Source organism: Paraburkholderia caballeronis, assembly GCF_900104845.1.
Lineage (GTDB): Bacteria > Pseudomonadota > Gammaproteobacteria > Burkholderiales > Burkholderiaceae > Paraburkholderia > Paraburkholderia caballeronis.
Genome location: NZ_FNSR01000002.1, coordinates 2,030,731 through 2,049,864 on the forward strand (window position 1 = coordinate 2,030,731; position 19,134 = coordinate 2,049,864).

At 66.9% G+C, this 19,134-nt stretch carries 18 protein-coding genes and 1 pseudogene; 4 read left to right on the top strand and 15 right to left on the bottom strand.

The window, feature by feature from the left end; genetic code table 11:
• Positions 1-454: 454 nt before the first annotated feature.
• Positions 455-2,014 carry a methyl-accepting chemotaxis protein gene (locus tag BLV92_RS25565; RefSeq protein WP_090550520.1) on the top strand — a complete coding sequence of 520 codons (1,560 nt, stop codon included), beginning with the start codon at positions 455-457 and terminating at the stop codon, positions 2,012-2,014.
• An 84-nt stretch (positions 2,015-2,098) separates the two neighbouring features.
• Here BLV92_RS25565 and BLV92_RS25570 read toward each other — a convergent pair whose 3' ends face one another.
• The 5 genes and pseudogenes from BLV92_RS25570 to BLV92_RS25590 form a co-directional block, all read right to left on the bottom strand.
• Entirely contained in the window at positions 2,099-3,055 is a 957-nt protein-coding gene (locus BLV92_RS25570; protein ID WP_090550521.1) for a GGDEF domain-containing protein, read from the bottom strand.
• Positions 3,056-3,211: 156 nt separating this feature from the next.
• A pseudogene (locus BLV92_RS32745) lies at positions 3,212-3,378 on the bottom strand (endonuclease/exonuclease/phosphatase family protein); the annotation flags it as partial.
• A gap of 389 nt (positions 3,379-3,767) precedes the next feature.
• Positions 3,768-4,022 carry a hypothetical protein gene (locus BLV92_RS32750; protein WP_090550524.1) on the bottom strand — a complete coding sequence of 85 codons (255 nt, stop codon included), beginning with the start codon at positions 4,020-4,022 and terminating at the stop codon, positions 3,768-3,770.
• On the bottom strand, positions 4,003-4,521 hold the full coding sequence (locus BLV92_RS25585; RefSeq protein ID WP_090550526.1) for a DUF2778 domain-containing protein: 519 nt from the start codon (positions 4,519-4,521) through the stop codon (positions 4,003-4,005). The genes BLV92_RS32750 and BLV92_RS25585 overlap by 20 nt, the downstream gene beginning before the upstream one ends.
• Positions 4,522-4,530: 9 nt before the next feature.
• Positions 4,531-5,016, bottom strand: a complete 486-nt coding sequence (locus BLV92_RS25590) for an Hcp family type VI secretion system effector (protein ID WP_090550529.1) — start codon at positions 5,014-5,016, stop codon at positions 4,531-4,533.
• An 842-nt stretch (positions 5,017-5,858) separates the two neighbouring features.
• On the opposite strand from BLV92_RS25590, the gene BLV92_RS25595 reads away from it, so the two are divergent.
• The gene (locus BLV92_RS25595; protein ID WP_244283920.1) at positions 5,859-6,668 is read left to right on the top strand and encodes a peptidoglycan DD-metalloendopeptidase family protein; all 810 of its coding nucleotides are present in this window, start codon (positions 5,859-5,861) and stop codon (positions 6,666-6,668) included.
• Positions 6,669-6,674: 6 nt separating this feature from the next.
• On the opposite strand, the gene BLV92_RS25600 is transcribed toward BLV92_RS25595, so the two are convergent.
• The 9 genes from BLV92_RS25600 to BLV92_RS25640 form a co-directional block, all read right to left on the bottom strand.
• On the bottom strand, positions 6,675-7,436 hold the full coding sequence (locus BLV92_RS25600; protein WP_090550533.1) for an ABC transporter ATP-binding protein: 762 nt from the start codon (positions 7,434-7,436) through the stop codon (positions 6,675-6,677).
• Positions 7,433-8,323 carry an ABC transporter ATP-binding protein gene (locus tag BLV92_RS25605; RefSeq protein ID WP_090550534.1) on the bottom strand — a complete coding sequence of 297 codons (891 nt, stop codon included), beginning with the start codon at positions 8,321-8,323 and terminating at the stop codon, positions 7,433-7,435. Before BLV92_RS25605 ends, BLV92_RS25600 begins: the two co-directional genes overlap by 4 nt.
• 1 nt (position 8,324) lies before the next feature.
• On the bottom strand, positions 8,325-9,206 hold the full coding sequence (gene nikC / locus BLV92_RS25610; protein WP_243843963.1) for a nickel transporter permease: 882 nt from the start codon (positions 9,204-9,206) through the stop codon (positions 8,325-8,327).
• Positions 9,207-9,317: 111 nt separating this feature from the next.
• Entirely contained in the window at positions 9,318-10,382 is a 1,065-nt protein-coding gene (locus tag BLV92_RS25615; RefSeq protein WP_090550537.1) for an ABC transporter permease, read from the bottom strand.
• 27 nt (positions 10,383-10,409) lie between these two features.
• Positions 10,410-12,023: an ABC transporter substrate-binding protein gene (locus tag BLV92_RS25620; RefSeq protein WP_090550539.1), complete on the bottom strand. Its 1,614-nt coding sequence runs from the start codon at positions 12,021-12,023 to the stop codon at positions 10,410-10,412.
• 47 nt (positions 12,024-12,070) lie between these two features.
• A complete protein-coding gene (ddpX, locus tag BLV92_RS25625; protein WP_090550542.1) occupies positions 12,071-12,640 on the bottom strand; it encodes a D-alanyl-D-alanine dipeptidase in 570 nt (189 codons plus the stop codon).
• Complete coding sequence (locus BLV92_RS25630; RefSeq protein ID WP_090550543.1) at positions 12,637-13,530, bottom strand: MurR/RpiR family transcriptional regulator; 894 nt, start codon at positions 13,528-13,530, stop codon at positions 12,637-12,639. Before BLV92_RS25630 ends, ddpX begins: the two co-directional genes overlap by 4 nt.
• Before the next feature lie 161 nt (positions 13,531-13,691).
• The gene (locus tag BLV92_RS25635) at positions 13,692-14,000 is read right to left on the bottom strand and encodes a hypothetical protein (RefSeq protein WP_090550546.1); all 309 of its coding nucleotides are present in this window, start codon (positions 13,998-14,000) and stop codon (positions 13,692-13,694) included.
• Positions 14,001-14,002: 2 nt separating this feature from the next.
• Positions 14,003-15,133 carry an AbrB family transcriptional regulator gene (locus BLV92_RS25640; RefSeq protein ID WP_090550548.1) on the bottom strand — a complete coding sequence of 377 codons (1,131 nt, stop codon included), beginning with the start codon at positions 15,131-15,133 and terminating at the stop codon, positions 14,003-14,005.
• Positions 15,134-15,381: 248 nt separating this feature from the next.
• On the opposite strand from BLV92_RS25640, the gene BLV92_RS25645 reads away from it, so the two are divergent.
• Complete coding sequence (locus tag BLV92_RS25645) at positions 15,382-16,014, top strand: TetR/AcrR family transcriptional regulator (protein ID WP_090550551.1); 633 nt, start codon at positions 15,382-15,384, stop codon at positions 16,012-16,014.
• A gap of 26 nt (positions 16,015-16,040) precedes the next feature.
• On the opposite strand, the gene BLV92_RS25650 is transcribed toward BLV92_RS25645, so the two are convergent.
• Complete coding sequence (locus BLV92_RS25650) at positions 16,041-17,147, bottom strand: alpha/beta fold hydrolase (RefSeq protein WP_373681847.1); 1,107 nt, start codon at positions 17,145-17,147, stop codon at positions 16,041-16,043.
• A gap of 542 nt (positions 17,148-17,689) precedes the next feature.
• Between BLV92_RS25650 and BLV92_RS25655 the strand changes: the two genes are divergently transcribed.
• On the top strand, positions 17,690-19,096 hold the full coding sequence (locus tag BLV92_RS25655) for a circularly permuted type 2 ATP-grasp protein (protein WP_090550555.1): 1,407 nt from the start codon (positions 17,690-17,692) through the stop codon (positions 19,094-19,096).
• The last annotated feature ends 38 nt before the right edge of the window (positions 19,097-19,134 follow it).

The following is a 19,134-nucleotide window of genomic DNA, read 5'->3' on the forward strand; positions in this document are numbered from 1 at the left end:
TCTCGCGCCGCTCTTCGCTTTTCACATCCGTCCGGATCACGATGGCGAATGCGTAGGGGGCTTCTCGTCATTCGCCATCAGCAAGCGCCCCGTGCGTCGACAAATCGGTGCACATGCGCTTTGCACAAAACGAACACGAAGATTCGTTCCAGGCAAGGGATGTCCCTGGTTGAACCGGCGCAATGCCGCTGGCGGCGGCATCGCACGCCTATTCACTGCATCCCCGGATAAACCCCGCCGCCGCCCCGCCGCTAAATAAGCGCACGCGCGTGCCGATATCAATGTCAGGAGGCCGTTCGCAGTGCGCGCGGCCCCGGTCCGGTGCACGCAAAATAAAAGGAGACTGCCGCGGCATGCCGGCAACGCAAATGCAAACGCAACCGCAGACGCATCGGCGACCCTCGCGCGTCCGATGCGACGCCCATATCGATTCCTGCCGCGGACACCATCGACGATGATCAGATTCGGTTCACTGGAAACCCAGGTTCACCGCCTGTATAAAAAACTCGCAGACCGCTATCCAGCCGGCTTTGCGATCGACCGCTCGCGCCAGGTCGAAGTCGCCGGCCGGCCGACGCCGGTGATGGCGAGCGGCTCGCAGCAGATCAACCTCGAATCCGCGATCCTCGACCGCTTCGAGCAGGAGACGGGCGGCATCGCGTCGATCTTCGTGCTGGCCGGCGACGACTTCGTGCGCATCGCGACGAACGTGAAGGACAAGCAGGGCAACCGCGTGCTCGGCGTGCTGCTCGACCGCTCGCATCCGGCCTATGCGCTGAACCGCTCGGGGCAGTCGTACTTCGGCTATACGCTGCTCGCGGGCCGCAAGTTCATCGTCGACTACCGGCCGATCGTCGACGCGCACGGCGCCGTGATCGGCATCTTCGCGGTCGGCCTCGACATCGGCGGCATAAGAATGCTGAGCGTTTCCGGGAAGGTGTCGCTCGCGTCGGCCGCGTTGTCGGCGCTGCTGCTCGTCGGCCGCGACATGCTGCTGAACGCGGTCGAATCGCACGCGATCGTGCAGGGCGTCGCGCAGGTGCTGCCCGACGTCGTCGTCGCGCTGCTGATCGGGCTGTGCGTGTACGCGACGATCTCGCGCAGCGTGAGCCGCCCCCTCGCGGAGGCGCAGGCGGCCGCGCGCCGGCTCGCCAGCGGCGATCTGTCCGCGCAGGCGCCGGTGCGGCGCGGCGACGAAATCGGCCTGATCCTCGACGCGCTGAACGGGATCAACGTCGGGTTGTCCGGCCTGATCGGCAACGTGCGGCGCTCGACGGACAGTCTCGCGATCGCGTCGCGCGAGATCGCGGCCGGCAACACGGACCTGTCGTCGCGCACCGAGGCGCAGGCGGGTTCGCTCGAACAGACGGCCGCCGCAATGGATCAGTTGACCTCGACGGTGCGCAACAACGCGGAGAACGCGAAACAGGCGCACGAACATGCGGGTTCGACGTCCGACCTCGCGGACGCCGGCTCGACGCTGATGACCCAGGCGGTCGCGACGATGGGCGAGATACGCGCGACGTCGGCGCAGGTGGCGGAGATCGTCGGCACGATCGAAGGGATCGCGTTCCAGACCAACATCCTCGCGCTGAACGCGGCGGTCGAGGCCGCGCGCGCGGGCGAGGAAGGGCGCGGTTTCGCGGTCGTCGCGCAAGAGGTGCGCAGCCTCGCGCAGCGCAGCGCGTCGGCCGCGAAGGAGATCAGGAGCCTGATCGCGGATTCGGTGTCGCGCGTGGATACGGGCGGTCAACTGATCGACGACGCGGGCCGCACGATGGCGCAGATCGTGTCGTCGGTGCAGGGCGTCACGCAGTTGATGGCGCAGATCAGCCGCGCGAGCAACGAGCAGAGCGCGGGCATCGAGGAAGTGAACCGCGCGGTGTCGCACATGGACGAGATGACACAACAGAACGCGGCGCTCGTCGAGCAGGCGGCGGCCGCGTCCGCGAGCATGCAGCAGCAGACCGGCGCGCTGGAACAGGCAGTGCGCGCGTTCAGGCTGGCTAGCTGAGGCATCCGGCGGCGGCGCCGGCACGCGGGCTTGCGTGTCGGCGCCGCGCCGCGTTTTATCCGCCGGCGAACGTAAAAACGAAGCTCAGGCAGAACGCTTCGCGACGTACATCGCGGAGTCGGCCTCTTCGAGCATGTGCCGCACCGATGCGTGACGCGCGGCGTCGTACTCGACTTCGCCCACGCTGAATTCGATCGGATACCGGCAACTGGCCGCCGCGCGGGCGCGATCGAGTTCGTCGCGCAGCCGCTGCGCGAGCGCCGCCGCCTGCGCCGTGTCGGTATCGACGAACAGCGCGACGAACTCGTCGCCGCCGAGCCGCGCCACCACGTCTGTTTCGCGCCCGACGCCGCGCAGCGCCGCCGAGAACTCGACTAGCGCGCGGTCGCCTTCCGCATGGCCGAAGCGGTCGTTGATCGTCTTGAAGTTGTCTAGGTCGAAGTACGCGAGCAGCGCCGGCTTGCGCGCGCGCCGGCACACGTTCAGCGCGTGCTGGGCGATGCCCATGAACGCGCGCCGGTTCGGGATGCCGGTCAGCTCGTCGGTCGTCGCGAGTTCATACGCGATCAGTTCGCGCACAACGAGTTGCCCGATGTCGCGCAGGCTGCGGCGATCCTCGGCGTCGAAGTCGCGCGGCCGGTTGTCCATCAGGCACACGGTGCCGAGCGTGACGCCGCCGGACAAGGTCAGCGGACAGCCCGCATAGAAGCGGACGCGCGGACCGTCGACGACGAACGGGTTGTCGCTGAAGCGTTGGTCCTGCAACGCGTCGGACACGACCAGCAGGTCGTCTTCGAGGATCGCGTGCGCGCAGAACGACGAGTCGCGCGGCGTCTCTGCAAAACAGAAGCCGTCGGCCGACTTGAACCACTGGCGGTCCGCATCGACGAGACTCACCAGCGCGACCGGCACGTCGAACAGGCGGCGCGCGAGCCGTGTCAGCCGGTCGAAGCGTTCTTCGCGGGGCGTGTCGAGAATCTCCAGCGCCCGCAATGCTGCGAGTCGTTCCGCTTCGTTCGGCGGGGTGGCGGGGGACTTCATTCAGGGGTTCCTCGGCTGCGCGACGCGCGGGTGTCCGGCAAGAAGCGGGTTTCGTTGTTGTCATTTTACGGACACGCCCGGCGAAACTTTAGTCCGGGTTTAATCCGGGCCGCGCCGGATCTGCGCGACGCGCGGCAGCGTTTCGCCCGCGTGGCCGAGGTCCACGTCGAGCGCGCCGCGCGGTTCGCGGCGGCCGAACGACAGATCGATCGCGCGCGAGACGCGCGCGCCGGCCAGCGCGTGAGCACCGCGTTGCCGTAACGGCGCGCGGCGGTGTCGGGCGTCGGGCCTTCGACCGCATGGCAGCCGGTCGCGGCGCGCAGCAGCGGCGTGGCGGCAGTGTCGTTCGTGATCCCGGATCTGGCGGGTGCATCGTTGCGTTGCGCTCCGTGTCGGGTTTTTCGGAACGGGGCAAAGAGCGGACCTGGTTACGCAGGCGAGGTCGGGCGCACGGTACGAACGTTTTCCGGAATTTCGGGATGCTGTGAACGAATAATAGAGCTTGACACGGCGAGCCTTGAGGAATCAAAGGCTTGGCGATAGGCGTGATCGCGATCCATTGAAATAGAGTTCGACACAATTCCCGACTTGCTCTATGGATGCGGGCATTTTGCGACAAAATAGGTTGACACAAGTACGGCACGATGCGGGCTAAAGACCGATGGCACTTCACACGCATCACGCCGGCCTGGTCTCCTTTCATATGCTCTAGTTAGCTCCGACAGTACCGCCATAACTTCATGATCGCCACATAGGCGAGCACTGCTACGAGCAATTCGATAGTCACCCACGCCACGAAAATCAAATCTTCCGGGTCCCCAATGCCGAGCCAGTCCGACGCACGCCACCAGGCGGCTAGATGCCTCTCCGTCATTGGGAAGGGATACGGGCGAATATAACGAACCGAAAGGACGAACAGACACACAAACAGGGCGACCTTGAACGCCCTACGGGCAAGTGTCGCCATACGTGATGACCTCAATTATTCCGTAAGCGTTAAGCCCCGAATTGCGGGCCGGGATAGTCGTAGTGTGCAGGAATGCGTTGCGGATTCTCATAAAATCAACGCGGCTCGACAGGGTGATACAGCCTAGCGAAATACCCTGCCCACCTGCCGGATGTAGCCGGAAATGCCCGCGCTGGACGCCGTTTACCCAAGTCCTGTCATCAATCGCTCCGTCATCCCGATACAGCGCGAACCAGTCACTGTGATTGGTTGCACTGCCCCATGCGGTATTCCACGTATCCTTCGCCATAGCAAGGGCCTGTGAGCCGAGTCCGCCCGTGGGCCGGTCTACGACCCAATACCTACCGGCAGGGATCGGCCCTTTGTTAGGGATCGTCGTGCAGCCGCCTCGATTTCGGTATTGTTGGTCACCTGAAAATGCGTTGAACGTACCGACGCCAAAAATCGTCAAGGGCGACAACGGCTCGTTATTGACCAGAAATTTACCCTGATAAGCCATCACTCCCCCTTACCCGCGCTCGTTCCACGAGTCCGTGAATTTAATATTGCCGTCGAGATAGTGCCATGTGATGCGGTCGTACATCATGGATACAGCCTCAACGTGATTGAGCGTGGACGCCTGCGACAGTTTCGTGTTGGACATGCCGGGGTTGACGCCGCAGACTTTCACGCCTTCCAGCAGCATCACGAAATACACTTCCTCCTTGCCCGCGTCGTTGATGCGATACCACTTGATTTCGGCGGATTGCAACGTTTGGCCCTTTGCTACGGCCTTGTAAAGATAAGGCGTCGCAGCATCAAACTCTTTTTCGAACGCGGCGACCGAGTGAGTTCGCGCGCCAGTTATCTTGCCGTTCGCAGCATCAACCGGCAGGTTTACGCCGTGTCCAAAACTGATAATTTCTATGCTGCCTTCGCGGCCTTGCACGGTTGACGAGCCTTTGATATCTGCGCCGCCATCATCTTTAGGCCACATATACGCGGGAATCGGCATGCTGATTTTGTCCTTCGGTTGATTGAACGGGGTTCCGGTCGGTGCCAGAGCCCGAAACAATGAACGAAGACAGCAGTGCAACTCCATGATCTGGAACAGATGACTGCCTGACTGCTATCTGCCGATACTCATCGCTTCGGGGACGTGCTTCTCGTGTCAAACTTTATTGTTTTGTGTCAAGCGTTTTTGTCCTGTGTCGAACTCTATTGTTCGTTCACAGATGCCGGATTTTTCGTTTGCGAGACGCGAGCGATCGTTCGTTTCCGATGCGAATGGCTTGCCGATGGATGTGGTCGCGCGTCGGTTTGACGCGAAACGGTTTTTTCGCCGGCAGCGCGTGCCGGACGCGCCCGTCGTTCGGTATTCGCGGTTTTCCGTTAAAGCCGCCAGCCGCAGCGGATCGCGGTACGCGACGTTATTCGCACAAACGGCGCGGCCACGATGCGGGACAGGCCGTCGGGTCGTTGCGGACTTGCATCCCACGAGCCGCACGCTCGTTCCCTGTTAAGAGAAGTTTAAGAAACCGCCCATAACGTCGATCCGTTTGTTTCGCCCGGGCAGCCGCGCTGCCCGAAACGATTGCGGATGCGACGCTCCCTCGCGATCGCGTCCGCAGCCTCATCCGCCGTTCAGTCGTTCATCCGATGCCGCTTTCAGTCATCTCCGCGCAGCGTGGGCGTGCAGGCCGTTTTGTGCTGGTCTGCGCACTCGGTTCGATCTGCGCCGCGCTCGTGCTTACCCAGCAGCGCGCTTCTTCTCCCGCCAGCGTCGATGCGTCGGTGGTTTCCGTTCGGAATCGCGACGCGTCGCCGCCTACCGCCCCGCAACCCGAGCTGGATACGGTGCCGTCCGGATCCGACTATCAGGTCGCGAGCGTGACCGTCGAGCGCAGTTTCGCGTCCGCCGTGCAGCGCGCGGGCCTCAGCGCCGCGGTCGCCGCGATGCTCGCGCGCGCGTTCGCGGACGAGATCGATTTCCGGCGCGACCTGAAGCGCGGCAACGCGGTGAAGTTCATCTTCGAGAATCCGCAGGACGGCGAAACCGAAACGGGCGACGGCGACCTGCTGATGCCGCTCGCGGTGCGCATCGAGATCGGCCCGCGTTTTCACGACGTGTTTCTGTTCCGCGACGACGATGGCAACGCTTCGTACTATCCGAAACACGGGCTCGAACCGGAGCCGGCGATGTCGCGTTATCCGGTCGCGTTCCGGCGCATCTCGTCGCACTTCGCGCCGCGGCGGCTGAACCCGGTCACGCGCCGCTGGCTGCCGCACGACGGCGTCGATTTCGCCGCGCCGGCCGGCACGCCGGTATACGCGACCGCCGACGGCTCGGTGGCGTTCGTCGGCTCGCAGACCGGCTACGGCAACGTCGTGAAGCTGCGCCACCGGCCGCCGTATTCGACGACGTTCGCGCATCTGTCGCGCTTCGCGGACGGGCTGCGCGCGGGCGGCAGCGTGAAGCAGGGCGACGTGATCGGCTACGTCGGCTCGACCGGTTGGTCCACCGCGCCGCATCTGCACTACGAGGTGCGCGTGAACGGCGTGCCGCAGGATCCGCTGTCGGTCGATCTGCCGCGCGAGGAGCCGATACGAACGGCGGAACTCGAACGTTTCGCACAGGAAACCGGCCGCCTCGCCGCGCTGTTCTGATCCGCGTTAGCCCGGCGCGGTCTCGCGCCGGTAGCCATCGGTCGCTTCGAGCATCCGGCGCGTGTATTCGTGTTCGACCCGGCGCGCGCGCACGGCGTCGATGCCGGCCTGCTCGACGATCTCGCCGTTGCGCATCACCGCCACGCGCGAGCACAGGAAACCGACCACCGCGAGATTGTGGCTGACCAGCACGATCGTCAGGCTGCGCTCGCGATGCAGCCGGCGCAGCAGGTTCAATATCTCCGCCTGCACCGATACGTCGAGCGCGGACGTCGGTTCGTCCAGCAGCAGCACGCGCGGCTCGACGATCAGCGCGCGCGCAATCGCAACGCGCTGCCGTTGTCCGCCCGAAAGTTGATGCGGGTAGCGGAAACGAAACGCCGGGCCGAGGCCGACTTCGTGCAGCGCATCGACGATGCGCGCGTCGTGCCGGTCGCTGCCGGCGATCGCGAGCGGCTCGCGCAGCGTGCGGTCCACCGTGAAGCGCGGATGCAGCGAGCCATACGGGTCCTGAAACACCATCTGCACGTCGCGCCGGAACGCGCGCGGCAGCGCGCTGCCGAGCACGTGGCCGCCGACCGTCGCGTGTCCCGCGCTGACCGGCGCGAGGCCGCACAGCGCGCGCAGCACCGTCGTCTTGCCCGATCCCGATTCGCCGACAAGCCCGAACGCTTCGCCGGTTTCCACCTGGAAACTCACGCCGCGCACCGCGTCCACATGACCGCGCCGCGAGCCGAAGCGCACGCCCAGCGATTGCACGTCGATCATCGCGCGGCCTCCACGGGGCCATCGAGCCATGACGGATCGCGCGTCATCACCGGCAGCCACTCCGGCGGATTCGCAAGCGGCGGATTCGCGGCGAGCAGCGCGCGCGTGTACGGATGCGTCGCGTGCGCGAGGTCGCGCGCCGCGCAGGTTTCGACCGCGCGTCCCGCGTACATCACGACCACGCGGTCGCAGAACGACATCACGAGCGGCAGGTCGTGGCTGATGAACACCAGCCCCGTGTCGTGCTGCGCGATCATCCGGTCCAGCACGCCGAGCACCTGCATCGACACGAGCACGTCGAGCGCGCTGGTCGGCTCGTCCGCGACGAGCACGCGCGGGCCGTTCGACACCATCATCGCGATCATCACGCGCTGGCCCATGCCGCCGGACAGTTCGTGCGGGTACAGGCCGGTCACGCGCAACGGGTCGCGAATCTGCACCGCCGCGAGCGCGTCGACGATCCGCTCGCGCAGTTCGCGGCGGCCGGCCTTCGGGTCCTGAAGCCGGAACGCCTCGCGCATCTGCCGCCCGACCGTCATCACCGGATTCAGCGAATATTTCGGGTCCTGCAGGATCATCCCCATCTGCCGGCCGCACAGGCCGCGCCGTTCGCGCGCGCTCATCGTCAGCAGGTCGCGGCCCTCGAAGCGCAGTCCGTCGGCGCTCATCCGCGCGGACGGCGGCAACAGGCCGAGCAGCGCGCGGCCGGTCAGCGACTTGCCGGACCCCGATTCGCCGACGATGCCGAGCCGCTCGCCGTGCCGCAACGTCAGCGACAGGCCGCGCACCGCGTGCGTGTCGCGGCCGTCGTCGCCGCGAAACGCGATCCGCAGGCCGTCGATCTCGCACAGCGGCGGCGCGGCGCCGGGCGTGTCCGGTGTCGTCATGTCAGTCTCCGTGGCGCGGGTCGAACACGTCGCGCAGTCCGTCGCCGAGCAGGTTGAACGCGAGGCTCACGAGCAGGATCGCGATGCCCGGAATCGTCGCGACCCACCACGCGTCGAGCAGCACGTTGCGGCCCGACGCGACCATGAAGCCCCATTCGGGGCTCGGCGGCTGCGCGCCGAGGCCGAGGAAGCCGAGGCCCGCGACGGTCAGGATGATGCCTGCCATGTCGAGCGTCGCGCGCACGATCACCGACGACGCGCACAACGGCACGATGTAGCGCAATAGCAGCCGCGTTCGAGATGCGCCTTGCAGCCGCGCCGCGTGGATGAAGTCCGCGTGCACGTAGCGCAGCGTCTCCGCGCGCGCGAGCCGCGCATACGCGGGCCATGCGGTGATCGAGATCGCGATCACCGCGTTGAGCACGCCGGGTCCGAGCGCGGCGGCGAATGCGAGCGCGAGCACGATCTTCGGAAACGCGAGCGCGACGTCGGTGATGCGCATCAGCACGACGTCGGCCCAGCCGCCGAAGAAACCGGCGATCGTGCCGATCAGCAGCCCGATCGGCACGACGACCACGACGACGAGGATCGCGATCGACAGCGTGAGCCGCGAGCCGTAGACGAGCCGCGAGAGGATGTCGCGGCCGAGCTGGTCGGTGCCGAGCCAGTGCGACGGACGGCCGGGCGGCAGCAGCCGGTCGGGCAGCACCTGTTGCAGCGGATCGTGCGGCGCGAGCCACGGGCCGAACGCGGCGGCCGCGATCAGCAACAGCAGGATCGCGAGGCCGAACATCGACAGCGGGTTTGACGCGAAGCGCGTCCAGCGCCGATACGCATGGCCGAGCACGGCCTGCGCGCGCGACGCGGGCGCATCGGTCAGCAGCCAGTCGCGGCGACGGCGCGCGGCGTTCGTCGCGTGAACCGGGCCGTTGTCTTTGTCGTTAGCCGGCGAAGTGGAAGCAGCGGGGCGGCGCAAGAACGGGTCTCCGGTCACTCAGCGAACGCGCGGATCGAGCACGCGGTACAGCGCGTCGGTCAGCAGGTTCAACGCGATGAACGTCGCGCCGATCACGAGCGTGCTGCCGAGCACCGCGTTCATGTCCGCGTTCAGCAGCGCGCCGGTCAGATACGAGCCGATGCCGGGCCACGCGAACACGATCTCGGTCAGCACCGAGCCTTCGAGCAGATAGCTGTACGACAGCGCGATCACCGTCAGCAGCGGCACCGCGATGTTGCCGAACGCATGCACCCAGATCACGCGGCGCTCGGGGACGCCCTTCGCGCGCGCGGTCGTCACGTACTCGTGGTTCAACTGGTCGAGCATGAACGAGCGCGTCATCCGGCTCAGGTACGCGACCGAGTAATAGCCGAGAATCGCGGCCGGCAGCGCGATATGCGACAGCGCGTTGAAGAACACGTCCCATTCGCCGGCGAGCAGCGCGTCGATCAGCAGGCTGCCGGTGCGCGCGTCGACCATGCCGTCGAACTCCGGATCGATGCGGCCGGGGCCGGACACCCAGTGCAGCTTCGCATAGAACAGCAGCAGCCCCATCAGCCCGAGCCAGAACACCGGCACCGAACTGCCGATCAGCCCGACGAAACGCGCGACGTGATCGATCCAGCGGTTGTGCCGCGCGGCCGCGATCACGCCGAGCGGCACGCCGACGAGCACGCCGATCAGCGTGGACAGTGTCGCGAGTTCGAGCGTCGCCGGAAACACGCGGCGAATGTCGTCGAGCACCGGGTTCGACGTCAGCAGCGACATGCCGAGGTCGCCGTGCAGCACGTCGCGCGCGTACAGGATGAACTGCACCGCGAGCGGCCGGTCGAGGCCCAGTTGCGCGCGCGCGGCCGCATACGCGCTCGCGGACGCGCGGTCGCCGACCACCGCGAGCACCGGATCGATCGGCACCTTGCGGCCGATCACGAACGTGACGACGAGCAGGCCGGCGAGCGTCAGCGCGAGCGTGAGCAGCCAGCGCAGCGCGACGAACGCGCGGCGCGCGGCGGCGTGTCCCGCATCCGGTCCGCGCGTGGGGGGCGTCGTGTCAGGCGTCACGCGAGGCTCCTCGCTTGCGGGACAAGGTCATTGCTTCTTCAGATGCTGATACGACACGAGATCGTTGATCGGTCCGACCTCGATGCCGCCGACGCCCGGCCGCATCGCAACCTGCGACACGCGCTGGAACAGGATCACGAACGGCGAGTTCGCGAGCATCTCGCGCTGCATTGCCTGGTACATCTGCGCGCGTTTCTGCGTGGACGGCTCCGCGAGCGCCGCGTCGGTTTCCTTCGTCAGTGGCGGAATGTTCCAGCTATTGCGCCACGCGAGCATCTTGTAGCTGGACGCATCCGAGTTGTCCGGGTTCCATGCGAAACCCTGCGCGTTGCTGTGCGGGTCGATGTAGTCGGCCGACCATTCGCCGATGTAGATGTCGTGCTGCCGCGCGCGATACTTCGCGAGCGTCTGCTTGTTGTCGCCCGGCAGGATCGCGAGCTTGATGCCGCCCTGCGCGAGATTCGCCTGGATCGCCTGGGCGATCTCGGTGTACGGATAACCGCTGCGCACGTCCATCGTCACGCTGAAGCCGTTCGGGTAACCGGCCTTCGCGAGCAGCGCCTTCGCTTTCGCGACGTCCTGATGGTACGGGTTTTCGTTCAGCGTGCCGAGGAACCCTTCGGGGATGAACGTCTGGTGAACCTTGTAGATCGTCTTCACGATGTTCGACTGGATGCCGTCGTAGTCGATCAGCCACTTGATCGCCTGCTGCACGTCCGGCTTCGCGAGCGCCGGGTTTTTCACGTTCAGCCCGAGATACAGCAGCGTCGCCTGCGGCACGCCGGTCGTCTGCGCCTTGCCGTTCTTCGCGAGCGCGGCGATGTCGTCGGGGCTCAGGTTGCGCGCGATGTCCGCGTCGCCGTTTTCGAGCAGCAGCCGCTGGGTCGACGCCTCCGGCACGTGGCGCAACACGATCCGCTTCAGCGCGAGCGGCGCGCGGTAGTCGTCGTTGCGTTGCAGGATCAGGCTGTCGTTGGCGGTCCACTTCACCAGTTTGTACGCACCCGAGCCGGCCTCGTGCGTGCGCAGCCAGTCGTTGCCGAAGTCGCCGTTCTTCTGGTGCTCCAGCGCGAGCTTGCGATCGACGACCGACGCGGGCCATGCGCCGAGCACGTTCAGCACGAACGTCGGCGCATAACGGCGGTCGGTGCTCACGCTGACCGTCGTGTCGTCGATCTTCTTCACGTTCTTCAGCACGTTGTCCTTCGTGAGGCCGATGCCTTGCAGCACCGCGGCCGCGCCCTTGTCGAGCAGCACCGTGCGCTGGATCGACCACGCGACGTCGTCGGCGGTCAGCGGATTGCCCGAGTGGAACTTCAGGCCCGAACGCAGCCGGAACGTGAACGTGAGGCCGTCCTGGCTCACGGTCCACGACTGCGCGACGTCGCCGTTGAAGTGCGACGGGTCTTTCAGATCGACGCGGATCAGCCGGTCGTAGGTGTTCGCGACGTACTCCTCGGGCATCAGCTCGTAGACTTCGCCGGGGTCGAGCGTCGAGAATTCGTCGAGCAGCGTCGCCATCACCAGCATGTCCTTCGGCGTCGCGGCGGCGGCCGGGAACGCGGCCGGCAGCGACAGCGTTACCGCGGCCGCCAGCGCCGCGATCGTCCGGATACCGCGCGATCTTGTGTTTTCCTGCATAGAGGCTCCGTAAATTGAATCCGGTGGCGCATCGCAATGCGGCGCGTTTACATCAACGCGGGCGCGCCGGCCGCGCCGTCGTCGATCAGCGGCAGCGCGCGCGAGCCGGGCAGTTCGTAGTGCCACCACTCGCTCGGAATATGCCCGAATCCGGCTGCGTGCATGATGCCCAGCAGCAACAGACGGTGACGTTGCACGGTATGCGGCAGGCCCGGATGAAAATGCGCGGACGCGGCGGTCATGTCGTCGAAGCCGGTGCCCATGTCGAGCGGCGCGCCGTTGGCGTCGAGCAGCGTCAGGTCGATCGCGGTCCCGCGGCTGTGGTTCGAGCCGATCTTCACGTCCGCGATGTACGTCGGATCGGGCAGGAAATTCCACAGCGCCTGTTGCGCCTGCGGCGGCCGGTACGCATCGAAGATCCGCAGTTTGAGCCCCGCGTCGCGCGCGATTCCGGTCGCGCGGCGCAGCGCCGCTTCGGCGGTGTCGAGCAGCAGGCAGTGGGCGGCGCGGTAGATCGGCTTGCCGGTGAGATTGCGGTCGGTGGCGTACACGAGGTCGATATCGACGTCGTGCGTGGAGGCGGTAATCGGAAGCAGTCGGTGGGTCGTGTCGGTCATCGGGTAGCCGGGGCGGTGCCGCGAGGGCGGGAGGGCGGGTCGAGTGGGCCGAGTTCGCGTTGCAGTTCGCGATGGCGCGCGAGGCGGGCATCGAGCGCGGGGCCGAGCCGTTCGACCACGGACGTGATCAGCAGGTTGAACACGCACGCGAGCGGCGCGAGCGAGTCGCGGAACTGGCCGACGTCGGTTCGCACCTGAAGCAGGTCGCACGGAAAATCGCGCGCCCACGGGTTATACAGGTCGGTGACGAGCGCGAACGGCAACTGCCGCCGCGCGGCGGCTTCGCAGTAGCGGCGCGCGACCGGCGAGTCCGCGCGCACGTCGGCGACGATCAGGTACGGCGACGCGAAGGTTGTGTTCAGCGCATCCGCGAACGAGCCGGTGGCGCTTTCCGGATGGAACACGTGCGCGCGCACGTAATCGAGGTCGCGATAGAACGCGTTGACGAGGCCGCGCGTCGATGGGAGCGCGGGCAGATAGACGGCGTCCGCGTGCGCGATGCGTTCGGCGATTCGCGTGAAGGCGGGCGTGTTCGCGAGCGCATACGCGTCGCGGATCGCATCGAGTTCGAGGTCGAGCGAATGGGCGAACGCGATGCCCGGTCGCGCCGTTGCGTCGCCGGGCGCGGCATTCGAGCGGCGCCAGGGCCGCGGATGGAGGTCGCGCAGTTCGCGCTTCAGGTCGTCGAGATTGCGATAGCCGACGTGGCGCAGGAAGCGCCCGACCGAGATGCCGCTGGTGCCGGTCTGTTGCGCGATGCGGTCGGCCGTTTCGAGTCCGATCCGTTCGAGATTCGCGAGCATGTAGCTCGCGATTCGTTTCGCCGTCGGTGTCAGTTCGGCGAAACGCGCTTCGACAGCCTGGGCGAAGGGCGTGGACGTGTCGTGCAAGATCGGACGGGCCGGTTAGCTTTCTGTCATCGGGGATTCCGTTGGGAGCTATCTAACAGGGCCAATAACGAAAGCGCCAGCTTAAAAAATTTATGGCGTCCGGCGATTCATAGCGGCAGGCGCCCGTGCACCGGGTTCGCGCGGGCGCTTGCCGCATCCTCTCATGCGTTGCGCTTCGCCTGCACGGCGCCGAAGTGATGCGCGAGATACAGGCCGATCACCAGCACGCCGGCCAGCATCGAGACGAGATCGGCGGCCGGTTCGAGCGTGAACGGATGGCGCGCGAGCAGCACCAGCGCAACCGCCAGATTCACGAAGCCCCAGACGAAGTTCACCAGCGGCGGCGAGAAGCCGATGCCGCGCGGCTTCGCGAACGGCGTCGGAAACGGTCTGCCTTCGAGCCCGCAGACGAGATGCGGAATGCAGTTGCACAGCAGCATGCCGCAGAAGAACAACGTGACGTAGTGCATGGTTACCTCGGGGTTGGAATGTCTTGACACGCTTCGTTCGGCTGCTGTGGAGCCGGCGCGTAGCGCACCAGCAGCCGTGCGAGCGGCGGCGCCGCGAACAGCACGACGATGAAGCGCATCATCTGCATCGCCATCACGAACGGCACGTCGACGTTCGTCGAGGCGGCGATGATCGCGACGGAGTCCGCGCCGCCGGGGCTCGTCGCGAGCCACGCGGTCAGCGGGTCGATGTGGAGCGTCGCGACGAGCAGCGCGGCCAGCGCGCCGCATGCGGCGACGAGCGCCACCGAGCACGCGGCGAGGCGCGGCAGCGCGCGTGCCGCATGACGCAGCAGTTGCGGCGTGAATTGCAGGCCGATGCGCCAGCCGACCAGCGCATACGCGACCGCGAGCAGCCAGCGCGGCAGTTCGATCGTGATCCAGCCGGCGTGCGTCAGCACGACGCCGGCGACGAGCGGCACGAGCAGCGGCCCGGCGGACAACCGCACGAAGCGGCCCGCGATGCCGCCCGCGACGGCGAGCGCGAGCGTGGCCGCGAACGGTCCCCACGCGACCGGCGCGAACCACGCGAGCGCATGCGATGCGTGATGCGCGCCCGCGCCGATGAACGCGGCGGCCGTCGACGCGACCGCCGCGACGATCAGCACGCGCAGGTATTGCAGGACCGCGACCATCTGCGCGTCCGCGCCGTTCGCTTCGGCCATCAGGATCATCACGGTCGCCGCGCCGGGGCTCAAGCCCCACAGCGCGGTGGTGCCGGGCAGCACGCGCAGCCGCATCAGCAGCCAGCCGAGCAGCCCGCTGACGACGATCACCGACACGACGCCGAACGCGAACAGCGGCCAGTGCGCGCCGACCTGCCCGACGATCGCGGCCGGCAGCAGCTTCGCGATCATGCAGCCGAGCAGCGCCTGCACCGGCAGCGACGTTCGGCGCGGCACGCTGAGCCGCGCGCCGTTCACCGACACCGCGATGGCCGACAGCATCGGACCGAGCAGCAGCGCGGCCGGCATGCCGGTTGCCGCGAGCAGCGCGGACACGACGATCGACAAGCCGATCAGCACCGCCCATTGCGCGGCCGGCGCGTTGCCGCCGATCCATCGGGACGGGGCAGGAAGCGGCGGGGCCGTCATTGGGTTGCGCGCCGTGCGGGCGGGCTGGGCGGAGCGAAGCTCATCGGGGACTCCTGTGTGCGGCGGGCGAGACGCGTTGACGAGTTATGCGAGGACATCCTCGCGAAACGCGATAATAGAGGCTGTCCTCGCATAAGTCAAAAGCGGAGGACCGAGGTGCGAATCTGGCTCCGTTAAAGCGTGGGTGAATCGCGCATGCTAATATGCGAGGAATTCCTATCATTTCCTCGCATAGCCGGACCCGTACGATGACCGCTCCCGCACTGGAAGACCCGCCGCTCGCCGACCTGCCCGCCCCGAAGCGCGAACGCGGCCGCCAGCGCGTGGCCGCGATCATGGACGCGGCCGTCGAGGTATTCAGCGAGAAGGGCTACGACGCGGCGACGATGACCGAGATCGCCGCGCGCTCCTCGACGGCGATCGGCTCGCTATACCGGTTCTTTCCGTCGAAGGAGGCACTGGCCGACGCGCTGCTGCAACGCTACGCGCAGCATGTGAGCGCGAGCCTCGCGGAACTGGAGGCGCAGGTGCAGCGGATGTCGATGGAGGCGCTGGCGGGCGCGCTGGTGGATTTCATGCTCGCGTTGCAGTCGCAACGGCGTTTCGCGGTCGCGCTGGTCGATGCGCGCGGCGGCAGCGACGAGCGGCGCAGGCGCTTTCGCGCGAGCGCGCGCGGCGGCATTGCACGGATCCTGCAACGCGCGATCGACGGTCTCGCGCCCGCGAAGGCGCACGCGATGTCCGTCGTGCTGCTGCATCTGCTGAAGGGGATTGCGGTGGCCGCCGACGAAACGCCGGCGATCCAGGCGGTGTTGACCGGCGAGATCCGCGAACTCGTGCGGCTTTATCTGCTGGCCGCGCGCCGCGAGGCGCGCGGATAGACGGTTGTTGTCGCTCTGCCGGCTGTTCAGTCGTGGCCCGCCGTGCTGTTCATCAGTTCGACCAGGTACGGCTTCCACACGTCCGGATGCGCGAGCGTCTGGTGGCCGTACGAATGCGGGCCTTCGGGCACTTCGACGAAACGCCCGTTCGGCACCTGCGAAACGAGCTTCTGCATCACGCCGAGGTCGGCCGCGTTGATCAGGTCGTCCGCGAAGTTCACCGCGAACAGCGGCGCGCGAATCTTCGACAGGTCCGGCGACGGATCGTAGTCCCACGACGACTCGAACCAGTACAGCACGTCGTTCGCATCGTTCGCGCCGAAGCGCTCGACCAGCGTGTCGTACAGATGCGTCGCGCTCGCGCGGTCCGGCGCGGTGGTCTGCATCCGCGCGGGATTCTCGGTCATGATCGTGAAGACCGGCATCACGCGCGTCCATTGCGTCGGGTTCGCCGCGTAGTCGCCGCCCTGCCAGTTCGGGTCGTTGCGGATCGCGCCGACGATCATCTGCCGCCACAGCCAGTTGCGGCCCGCCATCGGAATCGGCTGGCTCGCGATCGGCATCAGCGCGGACGCCATCTGCGGATAACGTTCGCCCCACATCCACGTCTGCATGCCGCCCATCGACGTGCCGAGCACGAGGCGCAGGTGGTCGATCTTCAGCCTTTCGACGAGCATCCGGTGATGCGCTTCGATCACGTCGTTATAGCCGTAGTGCGGAAAGCGCGCGTGCAGTCCGTCGCTCGGCTTCGTCGAGCCGCCGCGGCCGAGGCCGTCCGGCATCACGATGAAGTAGCGGCGCGCGTCGAGCGGCGCGCCTGGCGCGAACAGTTCGTGTTGCATCGCGGGTGCGAGGTACGCGCGGCCGGTGCCGGTGGTGCCGTGCAGCAGCAGCACCGCGTTCGTCGCGTGGCCGTGCGCGTCGCGTTGCAGCGTGCCGAGCGTCACGTAGTGGACGCGGACCTCGGGCAGCGTCGTGCCGTCGGAAAATTTGAAGTCGCGGGCAACGTAGTCGCCGGCGACGGGATGCAGCGCGAGATCGGAAGCCGGTGCGGACGCGGTGGACGGATCGCCGGCGGCATGGGCGGACAGCGACAGCAGCGTCATGCAGGCGGCGGCGAGCAACGGGCGTATCAAGATGTTTTCTCCGGTGGTGGCGTGGGTCTGTGCGCTTGTCGGGCGCAAGGACCGGCGCATTGTGCCTGTGCGCGAAGCCATGCGCAAACGGTTGCGCTTTTTTGTCGGGCGCGGTTCGGATAGCGGCGCGAGGCTTTCATTTGGGTTGCCGATGCGCCGGCGACGCGGCCGAAAGCAGACACGCGGCGCGTGTCGGTTTGATGTCGCTGGCGGAACTCGACGGCGGCGGCGGCCCCTTCGCATGACGCGTTGCAACGCAGTCCTGCGGGTCGTCGCGGCCATGCCCGGATGCGCCGCCGGGCGGATTCGCTAGACTGTCGGCAGGCTGCACCAGTTTGATGCGATGGCCGCGCGAACGGATTCGTCGCGGCGCAGCCGGCCCGGCGACGGCCTCGAAAACGGCGCGCCTGCACCACCGAAGCGCACGGTTTTTCGCCGGACGATGGCATATGTATTGCTTTTTGATGAACGCCGCAGCGCGCAGCCGGACGACGTGACGCCACACGGATGCGCCTGCATCAACGCGCGAGAACGAAGCGATGCCAGTGCACGACGAGATGCGCGACGAGGGCGCGGTGCGCCCGCACTACGAGCGGTTCCAGCGGTGGCTGGAGCGGCAGGGCGGCGAGACGATGGCGCGCAAGCGCGCGGAGGCCGACCTGCTGTTCAGGCGCGTCGGCATCACGTTCGCGGTGAACGGCGACCTGTCCGGCACCGAGCGGCTGATTCCGTTCGACCTGATTCCTCGCATCATCCCCGCCGACGAGTGGACGCGGCTCGAAGCCGGGCTCCGGCAGCGCGTGAAGGCGCTGAACCTGTTCCTGCACGATGTCTATCACGAGCGCAACATCGTGCGCGCCGGCGTGATTCCGGCCGACCAGGTCTACACGAACGCGCAGTACCGGCCCGAGATGCAGGACATCGACCTGCCGCTCGGTGTCTATGCACACATCGCCGGCATCGACATCGTGCGCGACGGCCGCGACGGCGCGTTTTACGTGCTCGAAGACAATCTGCGCGTGCCGTCCGGCGTGTCGTACATGCTGGAGAACCGCAAGATGATGATGCGGCTCTTCCCCGAACTGTTCGTGCAGCACAAGATCGCGCCGGTCGCGCACTATCCGGACCTGCTGCTCGATACGCTGCGCTCGGTCGCGCCGGAAGGCGTCGACGATCCGAACGTGGTCGTGCTGACGCCCGGCATGTACAACTCCGCGTACTTCGAGCACACGTTCCTCGCGCAGCAGATGGGCGTCGAACTGGTCGAGGGCAAGGACCTGTTCGTCGAGGATAACTATGTGTTCATGCGCACGACACAGGGGCCGCGCCGCGTCGATGTGATCTACCGGCGGATCGACGACGACTTTCTCGATCCGCTCGCGTTCCGCGCCGAATCCGCGCTCGGCGTGCCGGGGCTCCTGACCGCGTATCGCGCGGGCCGCGTGTCGCTCGCGAACGCGATGGGCACCGGCGTCGCCGACGACAAGTCGATCTATCCGTACGTGCAGGACATGATCGCGTTTTATCTCGGCGAGCAGCCGATCCTGAACAACGTGCCGACATGGCAGTGCCGCAGGTCGGACGACCTCGCCTACACGCTCGCGCATCTGCCCGAACTCGTCGTGAAGGAGGTGCACGGCGCGGGCGGCTACGGGATGCTGGTCGGCCCGGCGGCGACGAAGGACGAGATCGACGCGTTCCGCGCGCGGCTGCTCGCGCGGCCGTCGAACTACATCGCGCAGCCGACGCTGTCGTTGTCCGCGTGCCCGACCTTCGTCGAGTCGGGCATCGCCCCGCGCCACATCGATCTGCGGCCGTTCGTGCTGTCCGGCAAGACTGTGCGGATGGCGGCGGGCGGCCTCACCCGCGTCGCGCTGAAGGAAGGTTCGCTCGTCGTGAATTCATCGCAGGGCGGCGGAACCAAGGATACGTGGGTGCTCGAATGACGGCGCGCGTCGGGCGCGCACATTAAAAGAGGATCGAC

What these genes read in the sequence shown, in the direction of transcription:
- BLV92_RS25585 (WP_090550526.1), bottom strand. Translation starts at nt 4,521, where the DNA reads ATGGCTTATCAGGGTAAATTTCTGGTCAATAACGAGCCGTTGTCGCCC.
- BLV92_RS25570 (WP_090550521.1), bottom strand. Translation starts at nt 3,055, where the DNA reads ATGAAGTCCCCCGCCACCCCGCCGAACGAAGCGGAACGACTCGCAGCA.
- BLV92_RS32750 (WP_090550524.1), bottom strand. Translation starts at nt 4,022, where the DNA reads ATGGCGACACTTGCCCGTAGGGCGTTCAAGGTCGCCCTGTTTGTGTGT.
- BLV92_RS25655 (WP_090550555.1), top strand. Translation starts at nt 17,690, where the DNA reads ATGCCAGTGCACGACGAGATGCGCGACGAGGGCGCGGTGCGCCCGCAC.
- BLV92_RS25620 (WP_090550539.1), bottom strand. Translation starts at nt 12,023, where the DNA reads ATGCAGGAAAACACAAGATCGCGCGGTATCCGGACGATCGCGGCGCTG.
- BLV92_RS25600 (WP_090550533.1), bottom strand. Translation starts at nt 7,436, where the DNA reads ATGATCGACGTGCAATCGCTGGGCGTGCGCTTCGGCTCGCGGCGCGGT.
- BLV92_RS25590 (WP_090550529.1), bottom strand. Translation starts at nt 5,016, where the DNA reads ATGCCGATTCCCGCGTATATGTGGCCTAAAGATGATGGCGGCGCAGAT.
- BLV92_RS25605 (WP_090550534.1), bottom strand. Translation starts at nt 8,323, where the DNA reads ATGACGACACCGGACACGCCCGGCGCCGCGCCGCCGCTGTGCGAGATC.
- BLV92_RS25640 (WP_090550548.1), bottom strand. Translation starts at nt 15,133, where the DNA reads ATGACGGCCCCGCCGCTTCCTGCCCCGTCCCGATGGATCGGCGGCAAC.
- ddpX (WP_090550542.1), bottom strand. Translation starts at nt 12,640, where the DNA reads ATGACCGACACGACCCACCGACTGCTTCCGATTACCGCCTCCACGCAC.
- BLV92_RS25635 (WP_090550546.1), bottom strand. Translation starts at nt 14,000, where the DNA reads ATGCACTACGTCACGTTGTTCTTCTGCGGCATGCTGCTGTGCAACTGC.
- BLV92_RS25565 (WP_090550520.1), top strand. Translation starts at nt 455, where the DNA reads ATGATCAGATTCGGTTCACTGGAAACCCAGGTTCACCGCCTGTATAAA.
- BLV92_RS25645 (WP_090550551.1), top strand. Translation starts at nt 15,382, where the DNA reads ATGACCGCTCCCGCACTGGAAGACCCGCCGCTCGCCGACCTGCCCGCC.